General features: G+C 46.1%; 14 protein-coding genes. 2 read left to right on the top strand and 12 right to left on the bottom strand.

The window, feature by feature from the left end; all coding sequences use genetic code 11:
• Window positions 1-65: 65 nt before the first annotated feature.
• The 8 genes from fba to B2W60_RS11035 all read right to left on the bottom strand — a co-directional run bounded on the left by fba (window position 66) and on the right by B2W60_RS11035 (window position 10,579).
• A complete protein-coding gene (gene fba / locus B2W60_RS11070) occupies window positions 66-1,136 on the bottom strand; it encodes a class II fructose-bisphosphate aldolase (protein WP_292360600.1) in 1,071 nt (356 codons plus the stop codon).
• The gene (pyk, locus tag B2W60_RS11065) at window positions 1,127-2,620 is read right to left on the bottom strand and encodes a pyruvate kinase (RefSeq protein ID WP_292360602.1); all 1,494 of its coding nucleotides are present in this window, start codon (window positions 2,618-2,620) and stop codon (window positions 1,127-1,129) included. Before pyk ends, fba begins: the two co-directional genes overlap by 10 nt.
• A gap of 9 nt (window positions 2,621-2,629) precedes the next feature.
• Window positions 2,630-3,820, bottom strand: coding sequence for a phosphoglycerate kinase (locus B2W60_RS11060; RefSeq protein ID WP_292360604.1), 1,191 nt, complete (start codon window positions 3,818-3,820; stop codon window positions 2,630-2,632).
• 124 nt (window positions 3,821-3,944) lie between these two features.
• Window positions 3,945-4,943, bottom strand: a complete 999-nt coding sequence (gap, locus tag B2W60_RS11055) for a type I glyceraldehyde-3-phosphate dehydrogenase (protein ID WP_292360606.1) — start codon at window positions 4,941-4,943, stop codon at window positions 3,945-3,947.
• 394 nt (window positions 4,944-5,337) lie between these two features.
• Window positions 5,338-7,326, bottom strand: coding sequence for a transketolase (gene tkt / locus B2W60_RS11050; protein ID WP_292360608.1), 1,989 nt, complete (start codon window positions 7,324-7,326; stop codon window positions 5,338-5,340).
• Between the two features lie 26 nt (window positions 7,327-7,352).
• Window positions 7,353-7,907: a thioredoxin family protein gene (locus tag B2W60_RS11045; protein WP_292360610.1), complete on the bottom strand. Its 555-nt coding sequence runs from the start codon at window positions 7,905-7,907 to the stop codon at window positions 7,353-7,355.
• 195 nt (window positions 7,908-8,102) lie between these two features.
• Window positions 8,103-9,260, bottom strand: a complete 1,158-nt coding sequence (locus tag B2W60_RS11040; protein ID WP_292360612.1) for a M48 family metallopeptidase — start codon at window positions 9,258-9,260, stop codon at window positions 8,103-8,105.
• A gap of 2 nt (window positions 9,261-9,262) precedes the next feature.
• Entirely contained in the window at window positions 9,263-10,579 is a 1,317-nt protein-coding gene (locus B2W60_RS11035) for a YjgN family protein (protein WP_292360614.1), read from the bottom strand.
• Window positions 10,580-10,865: 286 nt separating this feature from the next.
• Here B2W60_RS11035 and mrcB point away from each other — a divergent pair, with 286 nt between their 5' ends.
• Window positions 10,866-13,169: a penicillin-binding protein 1B gene (gene mrcB, locus B2W60_RS11030; RefSeq protein ID WP_292360616.1), complete on the top strand. Its 2,304-nt coding sequence runs from the start codon at window positions 10,866-10,868 to the stop codon at window positions 13,167-13,169.
• Between the two features lie 8 nt (window positions 13,170-13,177).
• The gene (locus tag B2W60_RS11025) at window positions 13,178-13,756 is read left to right on the top strand and encodes a tetratricopeptide repeat protein (protein ID WP_292360618.1); all 579 of its coding nucleotides are present in this window, start codon (window positions 13,178-13,180) and stop codon (window positions 13,754-13,756) included.
• A 4-nt stretch (window positions 13,757-13,760) separates the two neighbouring features.
• Here the strand turns inward: B2W60_RS11025 and dapB are convergent, their stop codons facing one another.
• From dapB to grpE, 4 genes are all read right to left on the bottom strand, one after another.
• Window positions 13,761-14,570, bottom strand: coding sequence for a 4-hydroxy-tetrahydrodipicolinate reductase (dapB, locus tag B2W60_RS11020; protein ID WP_292360620.1), 810 nt, complete (start codon window positions 14,568-14,570; stop codon window positions 13,761-13,763).
• A gap of 86 nt (window positions 14,571-14,656) precedes the next feature.
• Entirely contained in the window at window positions 14,657-15,769 is a 1,113-nt protein-coding gene (dnaJ, locus tag B2W60_RS11015; RefSeq protein ID WP_292360622.1) for a molecular chaperone DnaJ, read from the bottom strand.
• 81 nt (window positions 15,770-15,850) lie between these two features.
• Entirely contained in the window at window positions 15,851-17,773 is a 1,923-nt protein-coding gene (gene dnaK, locus B2W60_RS11010; protein ID WP_292360624.1) for a molecular chaperone DnaK, read from the bottom strand.
• 100 nt (window positions 17,774-17,873) lie between these two features.
• Window positions 17,874-18,422 (bottom strand): nucleotide exchange factor GrpE, encoded by a 549-nt coding sequence (gene grpE / locus B2W60_RS11005; RefSeq protein ID WP_292360625.1) that lies wholly within the window; start codon window positions 18,420-18,422, stop codon window positions 17,874-17,876.
• Window positions 18,423-18,450 lie beyond the last annotated feature (28 nt).

Below are 18,450 nucleotides of genomic sequence, written 5' to 3'. Positions count from 1 at the left end.
CATAACCAAGACAGGCAGCGAATGTGTTCGAAGGATTATGAAACTACCCCATGGTCAAATCATCGTTAATTTAACTTGGGTGTTAATTCTCCACTGCGATACCGTTCGACCATGTCATGTAATGAAATAGGTTTGATCCTGCTGGCATGACCAGCACTGCCAAAGGCTTCATAACGTGACTGACAAATTATCTGCATCGCTTTGGTAGCCTCTTTATAAAACTTGCGCGGGTCAAATACGGCTGCGTTTTTTTCATCCGTCAAAAACTGCCGGATAGAGCCGGTCGAGGCCATGCGTAAATCAGTATCAATATTGACCTTACGCACACCGTATTTAATGCCTTCAACAATCTCTTCAACCGGCACACCATAGGTTTGGCCAATATTTCCGCCGTATGTGTTAATGATTTCTAACCAATCCTGCGGCACTGAACTGGATCCATGCATCACAAAATGGGTGTTTGGCAAACGTTGTTGCAAGGTCTTCAAATGAGAGATTGCCAGAACTTCGCCAGTCGGGGGCTGGGTAAATTTATAAGCGCCATGACTGGTACCAATGGCAACAGCCAACGCATCTACCTGAGTCTGCCTGACAAACTCAACGGCTTCATCCGGATCCGTCAGCAAATGACTATGATCAAGTTTGTCTTCTGAACCATGCCCATCTTCTTCACCCATCATGCCAGTTTCCAATGACCCCAGACATCCCAGCTCACCCTCTACTGAAACGCCACAGGCATGAGCCATTTCACTGACTTTTCGGGTGACGTTTACGTTATAGTCAAAATCAGACGGGGTTTTCATATCTTCAAGCAATGAACCATCCATCATCACTGAGCTGAAACCGGATTGAATGGAACGAGCACATATCGCCGGGTTGGCACCGTGATCCTGATGCATTGCCAGAGGAATGTGAGGATAGGCTTCTATTGCTGCCAGAATAAGATGTCTGAGAAACGGTTCACCCGCATACTCCCGTGCACCGGCACTGCCTTGCATGATAACTGGACTATCAACCGCATCAGCGGCCTGCATAATCGCATGCACCTGTTCCATATTATTCACATTGAAAGCAGGTATGGCGAATTGGTGCTCTGCTGCATAATCCAGTAATTGTCGCATTGAAACTAATGCCATTTGCTGCTCTCCGACTGAACCGGTTTATTCACTGCTGTTTCCTTGGGTTCGACCAATTCCCCCACGCGTACAATTTTTATGGCATTGGTGCTGCCCTGTACTTCAAGATCCCCTTTGGTAATGATCACTATATCACCATCATGAACCACGCCGCGACGCTGTAATTCTTCAACGGCTTCTTTATTCAAAGCCGCGTGATCGGTATGTTCCACGACAAAACTTACGGGATAGACCCCGCGATATAAAGTCACTCTGCGTCGTGTCGCGACATGGGGCGTTAAAGCAAAAATCGGAATACCCGAACTGACTCGTGACATCCATAAGGTTGAAGATCCCGATTCTGTTAACGCGGCAATTGCTTTAACATTAAGATGATTGGCGGTGTACATAGCCGCCATCGCAATGGCTTCATCTATACGTTCAAATTTTGAATCAATCCGATGACGTGACACGCGAATTTCCCGCTGTTGTTCAGCCTGCAGACAAATACGGTCCATAGCTTCAATGACTTTTACCGGATGATGACCAACCGCCGTCTCACCAGAAAGCATAACCGCATCAGTACCATCCAAAACGGCATTAGCGACATCAAATACTTCTGCACGGGTTGGAATCGGACTTTCTATCATTGACTCCATCATTTGGGTCGCTGTAATGGTCAGCCGGTTCATACGTCTGGCTTTGGCAATTAACTGTTTTTGAATTGGCGGTAAAGCAGCATCCCCCATTTCCACACCTAAATCACCACGGGCGACCATAATACCTTCTGATGCTTCAATAATGGCATCAATATCATCCAGGGCTTCAGAACGTTCAATTTTGGCAATAATGCCACCATAGCCCCCGGCTTCACGAAGTAATCGACGGGCCAGATGAATATCTTCAGCACTACGGGGAAAGGAAACGGCCAGATAATCGGCCTGCATATCTGCAGCGATTTGAATATCCTGCATATCTTTCGATGTGAGGGCTGAGGCAGACAGCCCGCCACCCTGCCGGTTAATGCCTTTGTTATCCGTCAACAGCCCGCCAACGGTGACACGACAATATATCTGCTGGTCAATAACTGACTCCACCCACAGAACAATACGTCCATCATCCAATAGCAATGTGTCACCACGCTTTACATCCAGTGGCAGGGATTTATAGTCGACTCCGACCTGTTGATTATCACCGGCATCATCCGCTAATGCGGCATCAAGGATGAAAGGGTCATTTTCAGCCAGTTCCACCCCACCATTTTTAAAACGTGAAATGCGGATTTTCGGGCCTTGTAAGTCCACCAGCACCCCAACCTGGCGACCAAAGGCTCTGGCGCGATTGCGAACCCTTTCGGCCATATCAATGTGTGAAAGGGCAGATCCATGAGAAAAATTGAGCCGGACAACGTCCATGCCCGCCGATATCATCGCATCAAGAACAGCAGGATCTTTTGTCGCAGGACCTAAGGTAGCAACAATCTTTGTTCTTCGACGAACAGACATATTAATTACTCATTGATTACTCGCGGCACGTTGCTCAAGAATTTCTACTGCAGGTAATGTTTTGCCTTCCAGAAATTCCAGGAAAGCACCACCACCGGTTGAAATATAAGATACATCATCACAAATTTTGTACTTAGATACTGCTGCCAGCGTGTCCCCTCCACCAGCAATTGAGAAAGCATCCGACTCCGCTATCGCCATCGCTATCTCTTTGGTGCCTTCACCAAATTGACTGAATTCAAAAACGCCTAATGGTCCGTTCCATACCACCGTACCAGCTTGCTTGATAATTTCAACCAACTCAGCAGCAGATTTAGGACCGATATCAAAAATCATATCATCATCACTTACCGCTTCAACGGCTTTTAATTCTGCTTCAGCATTTTCAGCAAAATGTTTGCCACAGACAACATCTTTGGGGACTGGGATATTCCCCCCCCGACTAATCGCCTCTGCGGAGAGTCTTTTACAGGTATCGATCAAATCGGGTTCATATAATGATTTACCCACATTATGACCCGCTGCAGCAATAAAGGTATTGGCAATACCACCACCAACGATTAACTGATCCACTTTCTTAGACAGGGTTTCCAGCACCGTCAGCTTGGTAGAGACTTTTGAGCCCCCCACGATAGCCACCATCGGCCGGGCAGGATTATCCAGTGCTTTGGATAGCGCTTCCAACTCAGCTGATAATAAAGGTCCTGCACAGGCAATCGTGGCGTATTTAGCAATTCCGTGGGTTGAGGCCTGTGCCCGATGCGCTGTACCAAAAGCATCCATCACAAACACATCACACATCTTGGCCATACGTTTTGCCAGATCATCATTATTGGCTTTCTCGCCAATATTGAATCGCACGTTTTCACACAAAACAACTTCACCCACTTCCACTGGAATGAAGTCGGGCTCCAGCCAGTTCTGCTCAAGACGAACCGGTTTTTCCAATAATGCCGAAAGATAATTGGCAACCGGCGCTAATGAGTACTTGTGCTCATATTCACCTTCAGTTGGCCTTCCAAGATGTGACATGACCATCACCTTGGCACCTTTATCCAATGCCAGTTTTATGGTCGCTAAAGAGGCATGGATACGCGTGCCATCTGCCACAACGCCGGACTTGAGCGGTACATTCAAATCCTGTCGTATTAACACGCGCTTGCCTGCCAAATCCAAATCGGCCATTTTTATTACTGACATAAGGTTTTGCCCTCTTGTAATTATTTTGTGAACCAGTTCTGATTATAGCCTTCACAATACATAAAAAAAGGCTTCCTTTACAGGAAGCCTTGCATTAGTTTTTTTCAGACACTGCAACGATGTATTAACTCGCTACATGTCCGACCAGACGCATCATATTGCAGGTATAACCATATTCATTGTCATACCAGGCCACTACTTTGACAAAAGTACCATCAAGCGCGATCCCGGCACCCGCATCAAAATTTGATGGCGCTGTATGACCACGAAAATCTGTTGATACCACACTCTCTTCGGTATAACCCAAAACGCCTTTCAGCTCACCCTCAGCAGCAGTTTTCATCGCCGCACAAATCGCTTCATAGCTGGCATCTTTGTTTAATTCAACGGTTAAATCGACTACCGAAACATCCGATGTTGGTACGCGAAATGCCATACCGGTTAATTTACCGTTTAATTCTGGTAACACCTTGCCCACGGCTTTTGCTGCACCGGTGGATGAAGGAATAATGTTTTCCAGAATACCGCGACCACCGCGCCAGTCTTTCATGGACGGCCCATCAACCGTTTTCTGCGTGGCAGTTGCGGCATGTACCGTAGTCATCAGACCCCGTTTGATTCCAAAACTGTCATGCAAGACTTTGGCTACGGGAGCCAAGGCATTGGTGGTACAGGATGCAGCAGAAACAATGGCTTCGCCTGCATAAGATTCATGATTCACACCATAAACAAACATTGGAGTGTGATCTTTGGAAGGTGCAGATTGCACTACTTTTTTAGCGCCTGCATCAATATGCGCCTGGCAGGATTCCTCGGTCAGGAAAAATCCGGTACATTCAATAATCAAATCGGCACCGACTTCGTTCCATTTTAAATCTGCAGGATTACGTTCAGCGGTAACGCGAATAGTCTTACCATTAACGACCAGATGTCCATCTTTAACCTCGACATCACCGTCAAAGCGGCCATGCACAGAATCATACTTGAGCATATATGCCAGATAATCCGGATCCAGCAAATCGTTGATTGCTACTACTTCAATCTCAGGAAAATCTTTTGCTGCAGCACGAAATGCCATGCGGCCAATACGCCCAAAACCATTGATTCCAACTTTAATTGTCATTGTTTTTCCTTCCGTATTTAAACGATACGTCTAAGGTTTTAACTACACAAAGAAGTTTAAACATAGTCAACACCCATGCTGCTAAAAATCAGTATCGCCACGATGTGTTAACACAGACTCGTCAAACATTCATATTGTTTTAAATTTCACTTCCTGCAATCTCACATGAAGTGTATGGGATTCTTTTAATAAACCAAACTAAATTATTTTTATCCAGAAGATAAATGAAATTTATAGTTTGTGTTGTAAATTAATAGCTGGAGCCCTATCCATTTCAACGCCCACTTAACTTCTCAGACAAGAAAAAATTTACACTCATCAAAAACAAGAATGACGAGTAAGTTTTCACTCACTCGCCATCTCATTAACCTCAGCTAAAACTTACGTTTGTGATTTACAAAGTATCTTTTACAGTTTTAACCACATTTTCGACAGTAAAGCCGAAGTGTTTCATCAAAACACCGCCTGGAGCAGATTCACCGAAGGTATCGATACCAACTGTGCCGCCTTCCAGACCTACGTATTTACGCCAGAAGTCAGTTACACCGGCTTCAACAGAAACACGTTTGACACCTGGTGTCAGGATACTGTCTTTATAAGCCTGATCCTGACGATCAAAGACGTTGGTTGAAGGCATAGAAACAACACGTGCGTTGATACCATCTTCAGCCAATGCTTCCTGTGCTTTTGCTGCCAGATCTACTTCTGAACCAGTTGCAATCAGGATGACATCCGCTTTGCCACCTTTAGCTTCTGACAGGATATAAGCACCTTTGCGCATTCCTTCAAAGTCAGCTGCATCATGCTTACGACCCGGAATACCTTGGCGACTTAAAACCAGGCTGGTTGGGCCATCTTGACGTTCAATAGCAGCAACCCATGCCACAGCAACTTCTACTGAATCTGCAGGGCGCCATACATCCATATTCGGAATGTAACGCAGACCAGCAGTGTTTTCGATAGGTTGGTGAGTAGGACCGTCTTCGCCCTGACCGATAGAGTCATGCGTCAGAACAGCGATAGTACGCAGTTTCATCAATGCAGACATACGCAGAGCTGATTTCGCATAGTCAGAGAACATATGGAACGTACCACCGAATGGCAACAAACCACCGTGCAACGCCATACCATTCATGATGGCGAACATACCGAATTCACGTACGCCGTAAGAGATGTAGTTACCAGGCTCTTTACCTGAAACATGCTTGAAGCTTGAACAGCTGGTCAGGTTAGACCCGGTCAAGTCAGCAGAACCACCCAGATATTCAGGCAATGTAGGTGCCAGAGCAGCAATGACGTTTTGTGATGCTTTACGTGACGCAACGCTCTCTGCTTTTTCATTGGTTTCAGCAAACAGTTTTTCGGTAACGTCTTTCCAGTTAGCCGGTAAATCACCTGCCATACGGCGTTTGAATTCAGCAGCTAATTCTGGATATTCTGCAGCATACGCGTCGAATTTTTTGTTCCATTCAGCTTCAACAGCGTCACCTTTCGCTTTAGCATCCCAACCAGCATAAACATCATCAGGGATAACAAAAGGTTCGTAGTCCCAACCTAACTCTTTACGAGTTAATGCAACTTCTTCTTCACCTAATGCCGCGCCGTGGCAGTCATGGCTGGCAGATTTGTTTGGTGAACCGAAACCGATGATAGTTTTACAGCAAATTAAAGATGGTTTGTCAGTGACTTTTTTTGCTGCTTCAATAGCGGCATTGATAGCATCAGAATCATGTCCGTCTACTGATTGAACGTGCCATCCGTATGCTTCAAAACGCTTGACGGTATCATCGGTGTACCAGCCATCGATATGACCGTCGATAGAGATATTGTTGTCATCCCAGAAAGCGATCAGGTTGCCGAGGCCCCAGGTACCAGCTAAAGCACATGCTTCATGAGAAACACCTTCCATTAAACAGCCATCGCCCATGAATACATAGGTGTGGTGATTAACAATGTCATGACCAGGTTTGTTGAACTGATCAGCCATTAACTTCTCAGCCATCGCAAAACCAACACCGTTGGTAATACCTTGGCCTAATGGACCAGTTGTCGTTTCTATGCCTGGCGCATAACCGTATTCAGGGTGCCCCGCACATTGTGAATGCAGTTGACGGAATGTTTTCAGGGAATCCATCGGCAAATCATAGCCGCTCAAATGCAGCAATGAATAAATGAGCATAGAGCCGTGACCGTTAGACAAAATGAAACGATCACGATCAGCCCATTTCGGGTTGTTCGGGTTGTGTTTCATGTGGTCATTCCACAATACTTCAGCGATATCTGCCATACCCATTGGGGCACCTGGATGGCCGGAATTCGCTTTTTGCACTGCATCCATACTTAACGCACGGATTGCATTTGCTAAATGTCTACGTGTAGCCATTATCTACGTTCTCCTATTAAAAAAAATTAAGCTGCTCGCCATTTAATGGAACAGCCCATACTGGGTATCTGTTGTTCTGGACCATGACCTGTTTGAGCAACTTGTTTCATCGCTTCAAATAAATCACGGCGTACGTCCGCTGGAGCGGCTTCTTTGCGGCTGGCATCAAGGCGACCACGATACTGCAATGTCAGATCTTTGTTGTAACCAAAAAAATCCGGCGTGCACACCGCACCATAGGCTTGAGCAACCTCTTGGCTTTCGTCATACAGATAAGGGAAAGAAAACCCGTTTTGTTCAGCAACAGTTTTCATGTTGTCAAAAGAGTCTTCCGGGTAATCAGCGACATCATTGGCAGAAATTGCCACAGAATTGATGCCCAGCTGTTTGAGTTCGTTGGTATCACGGATCAGTCTATCCATTATGGCTTTGACATAAGGACAATGATTACAGATGAACATGATTAACAAGCCATTCTCACCACGACAGTCTTCCGGTGTCCAGATTTTGTTATCTGTGCCCGGCAGGGCAAAGTCTATGGCCGCTTGGCCAAAGTCACAGACGGGTGTCTCTAAAGCCATTAAGATCTCACTTTAGTTCCTGTTTTTAGGCAATTTCGGTGATCTTTAACCACACGAAACCAATTTGGAGTTCAGCATATTACCAGACAATTTAGATAATGCGAAATAAGCCAATTCGCCAGAATATGTTCGCTAGGTTTTTGTATATTGAGACAAAACCGATATAGTCGCAGGACTTGTTTTAGTCAGCAGAACTTATTCAGCGACTTCATTCACCAACATTGCTCTGCGCTCAGCATTATCAGGGTGAGAATCAAGATAACTTTGCCAACCCGCTCCCTCAGTTGCTTGGCTGATAAGCCAGCCTTTCTGTTGAGCCTGTTGTAAACCACCTGGAGTGTCACACAGGGATGATTGCGAGTTATCTTCAACTTGTAAGGAAAAATAGGCACGACATCTGATATTGAGTTCAATACGATCCAATAGATCAGCCAAATGAGAGCCTGCTATCTGATTGAAGTGCATATATCGCAAAGCAAAACGATCCGCTTCGCGCTCAAAATCTCTTGAATAGGCACTCTGCATCATCACAATAGGCATCCCCATAAAGAGTTCGGCAATTCCTGATGTGTCCCCGACAAAAGCCATTGCCATCACCACCAGCAATGAATTCTGCATTACCGACTGGGCTCCGTGCCGATGGGCCACATGGCCAATCTCGTGCAGCAGTACCGCAATCAACTCTTCAGGCCGCTCTGCCAGTTTCACCAGCTCATCCGTGAATACTATTGTGCCATCCGGCAAGGCAAACGCATTTGCACCTAAATTACCGCCATGTCGAAACTGGATAGTTATCGGCAAATCCACTTGTTGGCTGTACACCTTAAACTTCGTTAAAAGCTGATCCTGCTGTGATCGTGGCAGTTTTGAGGGTGATAACACGGTTTCATCGAGCAAACGGAGTGTGTGACTGGCCGCTTGATCAGCAACACTTGAGGGCAACCAAAAAGCCATTTTATTTGCCACAGCAGGCACACCATACTGCACCATTCCATAGCCGAACCCGACAAATAGTATCAGTGCAATAAAAACCAGTTGCCAACGACTTTCAAGCAGGTAAATGAATCGGGAAAAGCCATGCCCTTTGGCGATAAGCAGTTGATCAATGGTCTCATTATCCAGACTTTCAAATTTCTGGCCTTGCTGAAAATACAACTGGCGACTGGTGTTACCCAACCGTGAAGAAATTTTCAGATCATCCAGTGAACAGCAAACCAGCTGAGCGCCATCCGAACTGTCTACAACTTCGATATCCTGCTCGGAAATATGTCGTAAAAAGGCAGTCCGCTGTCTGGAAACACCTTCTTCATACCAGAGACCATCGATCCGCACACGTTGCCAAAGTGGTTGCATTGTTAAAAACCGACATCCATATCAAATACATCGCTGACACCCTCACCCAATGGCCCCACACGTTGACTGACAGTACTGGAAAACTGATTCAAATCACCCTGCACCAGCATTTTAGTATGTACTGCCTTATACGCCGCCACTCGAACTTTTGCCCATGGTATAAACAAGCCTAAAGTGAGCACAATCGCAAATGTGTTGCTTAATACTAACCACAGATATGATGGTGTTGTGTAGTTTGCAGAAAATCCATGTTGAGCGAGTTTTGCATGATTAAACAACAAGTTCGTTGTTTTAACAGTGAAAAACACTAACAATGTGAGATACATCATCATGGATAGCACTATCGTTAGCACTCCTAAGGCTTCACGGTTTAATAAACTTGCCAGCAGAAACACACCAATCAATGTTATGACCACAATGCCAATCATCGCCAGAGCGATTTTATAATAGGCACTGACCATAGGCTCAAACTCAAATGCGGTATCACCATAACGCATATTTCTCACCATAAAACACTGCTGTTTATATACGGCAAAAGGCATCAGCAAAGAGAGACTTAATAAACCAAGAACAGGCCAAATAATATAAACGGTAAAGGCCTCACCATATTTACCATCAAATCCGAACCGCACGTTTCGATATTCACTATAAAAAGCATTGAATGTCAGTGACTTGACAACCAGCCAAGGAAACACAATGACAAACAACAGAGCAAATATTACCCCGGTAGCAGGGAAAAGTGACGTTACGGCTATATAGACAACAAAAAAAGCAAAGGCGATCAAGCGCCCCTTAAGAATCTGCAGCGGAACGGCTCGATAATTAAAACTTGCTTCATCCAGTTGCGTATTAGCATAGAAATACTGTTTATTGCGAACCTTAGCCCAGGCTGAATAAATGCCCAAAGTCAAAATTGTGAGAACAACGTTGACTATCCAAATCCGAAAATATTCAGCACCTTGTCCACTGAAAAAAAATGCCCTTCCCCGTGGCTTTATTTCAGGTTCCAACACCGACTTCTGCTCACTTGCAGAATTCCCGTATAAATAAGGCTGATGAGTAGTCGCTAAACGAGGCTCCTTTTTCATATGCCGCATTAAATACGAATCTGCCCCGGCATTCTGTAATTTTTCCTGTTGCAACTGAGCCTGCTTGTAATCCACCCCCTGCATCACCATGGTATGTTTTTGCTGAAACAATTCAATAACAGCGTTTTCTGTCATGGCTAGCAAACTCGCTAGATTTTCGCTCACTTCCTTGATATGGAATCCATCTAATAATTGTCCACTCAGAACAACGTCATAGCGCAACTCTGACACGTTAGACCTCCTTGTCTGTTTAAATTAATTTTGCCGAAGTTTGTAGCAAGCTGACTTGACGGCAACCTTCAGCTTTATAACAGGATAATAACGATTGCTCCAGTTAGAATAGAAAGACTTTGCTAATATAAGCAGCTAACCGATAACGTTAATCTCCAGCCCAAAAACTTTCAGGATTGTCAGGCCCAAAAGGCCTTATTGATCTTTTACCACCACCACACTTACTTTTCAGGCTATGGTACGTAAAAAAAACATCCCCTCTCGCCGGCAACGAACAAATCCTCGATTGAACAAAAACCGTCGAGCTTTTATTTCCAAAGGAACACTTTTCAAGCTGTTGCTTATTTTCCTGGCGCTCCTAGGGCTGGCAACATTTTATCTGGATACTCAAATCCGCAGCCAGTTTGAAGGGAAGCGCTGGGAATTACCGGCTAAAGTTTTTGCCAGACCGCTGGAGCTCTATGTTGGCGCCCCGTTATCCATTGACGATCTGAAAATTGAGTTAAAAGCTTTGGGCTATCAGTTTGTTGATAAGGTCAAAGGGCCGGGACAGGCTGCTTTTTCTTTTTCACAGGCAACGATTTCCACCCGCGGCTTTCATTTTCCTGATGAGCATGAACCTGCCAGACAACTTATTTTAGATTTCAGTGGTGACTCCCTAAGTCAGATTCGTTCAGCTGATCAGCAATCGCTGACATTAATCCGGCTGGAACCTGCCTTAATTGGGGGCATTTATCCACTGAATAATGAAGATCGCGATTTAATTCAACTTGAAGATGCACCGCAAGCCTTTATTGATGCGTTGATAGCGATTGAAGATCGAGACTTTTACGATCATTTTGGCATCTCACCCAAAGGCATTGCCCGCGCTACTTTAGCCAATATTCGCGCTGGAGCATTTGTGCAGGGTGGAAGTACCTTAACTCAGCAATTAATCAAGAATTTTTACCTGACTGCCGACCGCACATTGCTACGCAAAATGCTGGAGGTGCCAATGGCAATGATTCTGGAATGGCATTACAGCAAAGAAGAAATTCTTGAAGCCTACTTAAACGAAGTCTATCTGGGACAGTCCGGTAATCGTGCGATCCACGGTTTTGGTCTGGGAGCAGCACATTATTTTGCTCAGCCAATACAGGATCTCAAATTACATCAATTGGCATTACTGGCCGGCCTGGTGAAGGGCCCTTCCTATTATGATCCTCGCCGCAATCCAGAACGTGCCAAAACCCGGCGAAATCTGGTACTCAGTGTTTTACACCAGCAAGGCTCTATTACCGATGAAGAATATATGCTGGCTTCCACCGCTGATCTCGATGTGGTGCCATCAGGTCGTTCGATGAAAGAAGCCTATCCGGCTTATATTGATTTAGTGAAACGTCAGTTACGACGCGAATACAAAGATGAGGATCTCGGTTCGGAAGGATTACAGATTTTTACCAGCCTCGATCCAATCAGTCAGCACAAAGCTGAAGCTTCGCTTGTCAGTACCATTGAAGATTTAGGCAAAACCTATGGTGAAAGCCTGGCAAAACTCCAGGGCAGTATGGTGGTAACAGATCCGCAAACCGGAGAAGTACTGGCGTTGATTGGCGATCGCAATACCCGCTATCAGGGTTTTAACCGTGCTTTGGATGCGATGCGGCCTATTGGCTCTTTAGTTAAACCCGCGATTTATCTGACAGCATTTGAACAGGGATATACCTTGATAAGTGAATTGGATGATTCATCTTTCAGCCTCACTTTACCTAACCAGCAAACCTGGACACCGAAAAATTTTGATGGAAAAACCTACGGCCAGATACCGCTGCATACTGCTTTGACAAATTCTTATAATTTATCAACTGCACAGTTGGGGATGGAGTTAGGTGTTGATAACGTCATTGAGACATTAAAAAGACTCGGCGTGGAACGCAAGCTGGACGCCTACCCTTCCTTGCTACTGGGTGCTCAGAGTTTGTCGACATTGGAGGTGGCCGCCATGTATCAGACTATTGCAGCAACAGGATTTCAAATTCCGCCACGTACCATTCGCACCGTAACAGACAGTGTTGGAGAACCACTTTCGAGCTATCCTTTTCAGTTGCAACAAAGCATTGATGAAAAACCCATGTTTTTGCTGCAGTATAATCTGCAACAGGTAACCCGCAATGGCACAGCACGCAGTATCTATCAACAATTGCCAATGAATATCAATACTGCAGGGAAAACCGGCACCTCGGATCAACAACGCGACAGCTGGTTTGCCGGCTTTACTGGCAACCGCCTGGCGGTAGTCTGGCTGGGACTGGATGATAACAGCCCAATGCCAATTACCGGCTCTAATGGTGCCTTGCGCGCGTGGACAAGGTTTATTGCTCAAGAACCGTTACAATCCTATGAACCGGCAATGCCTGAGGGCATTGAAATGCTCTGGATTGATCCGTTAAGCGGAAAACTCGCTGATGGATTATGCGAGAATGCGACACAGATACCGTTTATATCCGGCACGCAACCGACTGAAACTGCAGCCTGCGCCATGCCAGAAGAAACTTTTATTGAAAACCCAATCAAGCGGTCAATCGACTGGGTCAAAGATATTTTCAGATAGGTTTTCCAATGCGACACACCATATCAAAATCTTTTTTTATCATGACCTGGCTGGTCCTGTTTTTATCGGCTTGTACTACGGCTCCGGTCACACAAAAACCACCGGTTGACAGCCGGGACGTGCCATCTCGCCCGCAGACACCGGACTCAGCACAAACAAAGGCTGACCCTACCCAACCAGCTACTCCTCAGGGCATACCCATGCCCCCGGGTGAATCGACATCAGCAGAGGAGCTGCTGCCAGCAACCAAACCGGCACCAGCCCCCAGTAACCCGGCAGTTCTGGCTTTACTAAGTGATGCTGAAAAATATCAACAGCAGGGTAATATGTCTGCAGCTCAATCCCGTTTGCAACGTGCACAACGAATTTCACCGCGGGATCCCAAGGTTTATTACCAATTAGCCCAGACACATTATGAACTCGAAGATTATCGCTTAGCGGAACAGGTGGCTTTAAAAGGGGTGTCTTATGCGCAGGGAGATAATGCCCAACAGAAACGTTTTTGGTTATTGCTAGCCGAAATCCGTACTAAGTCGGGTGATAGAGCGGGTGCAAAATCAGCGCGCGAACAGGCCGCGCGCTACTAGTTATTTAATTACGCAGGTCCAATACATCCTGCATATCAAACAACCCCGTTTGCTGCTGCATCAGCCACTTTGAGGCACGCATCGCCCCATAGGCAAATGTCATGCGGCTTGAGGCTTTATGGGTAATTTCCACCCGCTCGCCTTCGGCAGCAAATAATACTGTGTGATCGCCGACGATATCTCCGGCGCGGACTGTCGCAAAACCAATGGTATTGCGATCGCGCTGACCGGTACGGCCTTCACGACCATAAATAGCACATTCTTTCAGATCGCGGCCCAAAGCTTCAGCGACAACTTCACCCATTCGTAAAGCGGTGCCGGAAGGTGCATCTACTTTATGACGGTGATGCGCCTCAATGATCTCGATATCGACGCTATCGCCTAAAACGCGGGCGGCCATATCGAGCAATTTGAGGGAAAGGTTGACGCCAACACTCATATTCGGAGCTAACAAGCTGGCAATCTGATCGGCGGTGTGTTGAATAATCTGTTTCTGAGTGTCATCAAACCCCGTTGTACCAATGACCGGACGACATTGATTTTTGGCACATAATGGCAACAATGCCATGGTGGCCTCAGGGATAGTGAAGTCAATAATCACATCGGATTGCTGAGTCGCCAGTTCCAGATCAGCTGACAACAGAACGCCCAGTTTTCCTACACCGGCTAATTCGCCGGCATCCACACCAATCAGTGAAGACTCTGGCCGATCAATAGTAGCGGATAGTTGTAACCCTTCGGTTTCCGCGACGGCTTGAATCAGGCAACGGCCCATACGGCCAGCGGCGCCGTTGATAGCAATGTTAATGGCCATGACGAATATCCTTAATGGCGGTTTTTTAGAAAATAAAAAAGCTGGCTGGCAAAAATAGCCCAGTCAGCTTCCAATTGGCAAATATGTTATTCAAAAAAACGTTTTACCGCATCCAGCCATGATTCGTGTTTTGGGCTATGAGTAGCACCAGAGCCTTCCATCGTCTCGGCAAATTCCTGCAATAACTCTTTCTGTTTTTTCGATAGTTTCACCGGTGTTTCAATAATTACGCGGCACATTAAATCGCCTACTTCACCCGTGCGGACTGATTTAACGCCTTTACCGCGCATTTTGAATTGCTGTCCGGTTTGTGTGCCCTCCGGTACTTTTAATATCGCCTTACCTTGCAAGGTGGGCACTTCCAATTCACCACCTAAACAGGCTGTGGTAAAGCTGATCGGTACATCGGAAAATAAATTATTGCCATCCCGGGTAAACACATCATGGCGCTTAACGGCTACTTCAACATATAAATCACCGGCAGGTGCGCCACGCGATCCAGCCTCACCCTCACCGGCAAGACGAATACGATCACCTGTGTTCACACCGGCAGGCACTTTAACGGAAAGCGTTTTATGTTCTTGTACAACGCCTTGACCATGGCAGTCATGACAAGGATCCTGAATCATCTTGCCGGTACCATGACAGTGCGGGCAGGCTTGCTGAACAGTAAAGAAGCCTTGTTGAATGCGTACCTGACCATGGCCACCGCAGGTGGTACAGGTGACTGGCTGGGTACCGGGTTTGGCGCCCGTTCCATCACAGGTTTTACATTCTACGTTGACTGGAATACGGATTTTAGCCGTGGTTCCGGCAACCGCCTCTTCGAGTGTCAAATCAAGACGGTATCTTAAATCAGCACCACGAAAGCTTTGACCGCCAGCCCCACCTCCGCCAAAAATGTCATTAAATACATCGCCGAAAATATCGCTGAAACCGCCAGAACTTCTGAAACCACCACCGCCACCACTGTTATCCACTCCGGCATGGCCAAATTGATCATAGGCCGCACGTTTTTGAGAATCAGAGAGTACTTCATAGGCTTCTTTAGCCTCTTTAAACCTGGCTTCAGCGGTTGCATCATCCGGATTACGATCAGGATGATATTTCATCGCCATACGACGATAGGCTTTTTTGATTTCGGCTTCAGTCGCAGTGCGTGATACACCAAGTAGGTCGTAATAGTCTTGTTTGGCCATGTTTTGTTTTTCTTGTATCTCTTAAACAAGACAGGCGCAAGCTCAATGCCTACGCCTGTTTTTAGTTAATTGTGTGAAAGATTATGAATTTTTCTTGTCGTCATCGACTTCTTCAAATTCGGCATCTACCACATCATCGCTTTGTGCTGCTGCGTCATCTGTTGCAGCACCTTCACCTGCTTCTGCATTTTCAGCATAGGCACGTTCAGCCAGCTTACCTGCAGCTTCTGATAATGCAGCGGTTTTGGCTTCGATATCCGCTTTATCCTCACCTTTCAGAGCCTGTTGTAACTCCTCAATGGCCGCTTCAATCTTGGCTTTTTCATCCGCTTCCACTTTATCACCCAGATCAGTGAGTGATTTATTGGTGGCATGAATCAAGCCATCCGCCTGGTTGCGTACTGTGACCAGTTCATGGAACTTACGGTCTTCATCAGCATGAGCCTCAGCATCTTTAACCATTTGTTCAACTTCTTCATCGGACAGACCGCTGGAAGCTTTAATGACAATAGACTGCTCTTTACCAGTCGCTTTGTCTTTCGCAGACACGTTCAGAATACCGTTGGCGTCAATGTCAAAAGTGACTTCGATTTGCGGTGTACCACGTGGAGCTGGCGGAATATCCGCTAGATCAAAACGGCCTAGTGACTTGTTCGCTGAAGCAATTTCACGTTCACCTTGCAGCACGTGAATAGTCACCGCAGGTTGGTTGTCATCTGCTGTTGAAAACACCTGATTCGCTTTTGTTGGGATGGTGGTGTTTTTCTCAACCAGTTTAGTCATTACACCGCCCATGGTCTCGATACCCAGGCTTAATGGGGTAACGTCCAGCAGCAATACGTCTTTTACATCACCAGCCAGAACAGCCGCCTGAATCGCCGCACCAACGGCAACCGCTTCATCGGGGTTCACGTCACGACGTGGCTCTTTGCCGAACATTTCTTTAACCGCTTCCTGCACTTTAGGCATGCGAGTTTGACCACCGACCAGAATAACGTCGTTGATATCAGAGATTTTCAGACCAGCATCTTTAAGCGCCATTTTGCATGGCTCCATACTGCGTGAAATCAAGTCTTCTACCAAAGATTCCAGCTTGGCACGGGTCAGACGGATTTCCATATGTTTAGGACCACTGGCATCTGCAGTAATATAAGGCAGATTAATGTCCGTTTGTGAGCTGGAAGACAACTCAATTTTGGCTTTCTCGGCAGCATCTTTCAAACGTTGCAAGGCCAAAGGATCTTTACTCAGATCAACACCCTGATCTTTCTTGAATTCAGCAACCAGATAATCAATGATACGTTGGTCAAAGTCTTCACCACCCAGGAATGTATCACCGTTGGTAGCCAGTACTTCAAACTGATGCTCACCTTCAATATCAGCAATTTCAATGATAGATACGTCAAAAGTACCACCACCCAAATCATATACAACAACCGTGGAATCACCGCGTTTTTTGTCCATGCCGTAAGCCAGCGCTGCGGCAGTCGGTTCGTTGATGATACGTTTGACTTCCAGACCGGCAATCTTGCCCGCGTCTTTTGTGGCTTGACGTTGTGAGTCATTAAAATAGGCCGGAACGGTAACAACCGCTTGGGTGACTTCTTCACCCAAAAATTCTTCAGCGGTTTTTTTCATTTTCATCAAAACGCGAGCTGAAATTTCAGGCGGAGCCATTTTTTTGCCGTTGGCTTCTACCCAGGCATCACCGTTATCTGCTTCAACGATTTTGTACGGCACCATATCAATATCGCGCTGTACTACATCATCTTTGAATTTACGGCCAATCAAACGCTTGATTGCGTACAAGGTGTTTTTGGCGTTAGTGACAGCCTGACGTTTAGCAGACTGACCTACCATCACTTCGTTATCTTTGTTGAATGCAACAATTGACGGGGTTGTGCGATCGCCTTCACTGTTTTCGATGACACGGGCTTTGCCGTCTTCCATCACCGCTACACATGAGTTGGTCGTACCCAAGTCAATACCAATAATTCTACCCATAATCTTTTCTCCATCGTACTAAGTTCGTCTGGCTATTCCAGCCGTTGTGATAATAGATGGGGCAGGAAATTTTGATTTCAAGCCCTTAAATTTCGTCCGGTTATTGAGAGACCACTACCATGGCAGGACGTAACAGACGTCCATTGAAGCGGTAGCCTTTCTGCATAACATTCAATACCTGGTTAGCTTCTACGCCTTCTGCAGGCTGCATTGCCATGGCCTGATGCAGATCAGGATCGAAAGCCTCGCCCTCAGGATTAAGTTGTTCAAGACCGAACTTACCGATCGAGCTCATAAACATTTTGAGTGTCATTTCCATGCCATCTCGCACTGTTTCGAGCTTGGCATCTTCATTTTTTGCTGCGTTGAGACCAAATTCCAGACTGTCACAAATAGGCAACAGTTCTGTTACGAACTTGTCCAGCGCATGTTTGTGGGCATTTTCCAGATCACGACTATGTCTGCGACGCATATTTTCCAGATCGGCTCTGGCACGCAGCAATTCATTCCAATGTTCATCGGCTTTGTTACGGGCATCTTCCAGCTGTTTTACAACATCTGCTTCAGATTCCGCTGACTCAGCTGTTTCAGGTGAGGTTTCGACCGGCTCAGATTCCGCCGTCGCTTTTTCGATTTCTTCGTTGCTCATGATTAATCAGATTCCGCTTTGCTCAACA

It is taken from the genome of Methylophaga sp. UBA2496 (assembly GCF_002341635.1).
GTDB lineage: Bacteria > Pseudomonadota > Gammaproteobacteria > Nitrosococcales > Methylophagaceae > Methylophaga.
The sequence above is the reverse complement of the archived record's forward strand: the minus strand, read 5'-3'. Positions and strand labels throughout refer to the sequence as shown.

Excerpts from the sequence above, each read along its gene's own strand:
- fba (WP_292360600.1), bottom strand. The coding sequence starts at position 1,136 with ATGGCATTAGTTTCAATGCGACAATTACTGGATTATGCAGCAGAGCAC.
- pyk (WP_292360602.1), bottom strand. The coding sequence starts at position 2,620 with ATGTCTGTTCGTCGAAGAACAAAGATTGTTGCTACCTTAGGTCCTGCG.
- B2W60_RS11060 (WP_292360604.1), bottom strand. The coding sequence starts at position 3,820 with ATGTCAGTAATAAAAATGGCCGATTTGGATTTGGCAGGCAAGCGCGTG.
- gap (WP_292360606.1), bottom strand. The coding sequence starts at position 4,943 with ATGACAATTAAAGTTGGAATCAATGGTTTTGGGCGTATTGGCCGCATG.
- tkt (WP_292360608.1), bottom strand. The coding sequence starts at position 7,326 with ATGGCTACACGTAGACATTTAGCAAATGCAATCCGTGCGTTAAGTATG.
- B2W60_RS11045 (WP_292360610.1), bottom strand. The coding sequence starts at position 7,907 with ATGGCTTTAGAGACACCCGTCTGTGACTTTGGCCAAGCGGCCATAGAC.
- B2W60_RS11040 (WP_292360612.1), bottom strand. The coding sequence starts at position 9,260 with ATGCAACCACTTTGGCAACGTGTGCGGATCGATGGTCTCTGGTATGAA.
- B2W60_RS11025 (WP_292360618.1), top strand. The coding sequence starts at position 13,178 with ATGCGACACACCATATCAAAATCTTTTTTTATCATGACCTGGCTGGTC.
- dapB (WP_292360620.1), bottom strand. The coding sequence starts at position 14,570 with ATGGCCATTAACATTGCTATCAACGGCGCCGCTGGCCGTATGGGCCGT.
- dnaJ (WP_292360622.1), bottom strand. The coding sequence starts at position 15,769 with ATGGCCAAACAAGACTATTACGACCTACTTGGTGTATCACGCACTGCG.
- dnaK (WP_292360624.1), bottom strand. The coding sequence starts at position 17,773 with ATGGGTAGAATTATTGGTATTGACTTGGGTACGACCAACTCATGTGTA.
- grpE (WP_292360625.1), bottom strand. The coding sequence starts at position 18,422 with ATGAGCAACGAAGAAATCGAAAAAGCGACGGCGGAATCTGAGCCGGTC.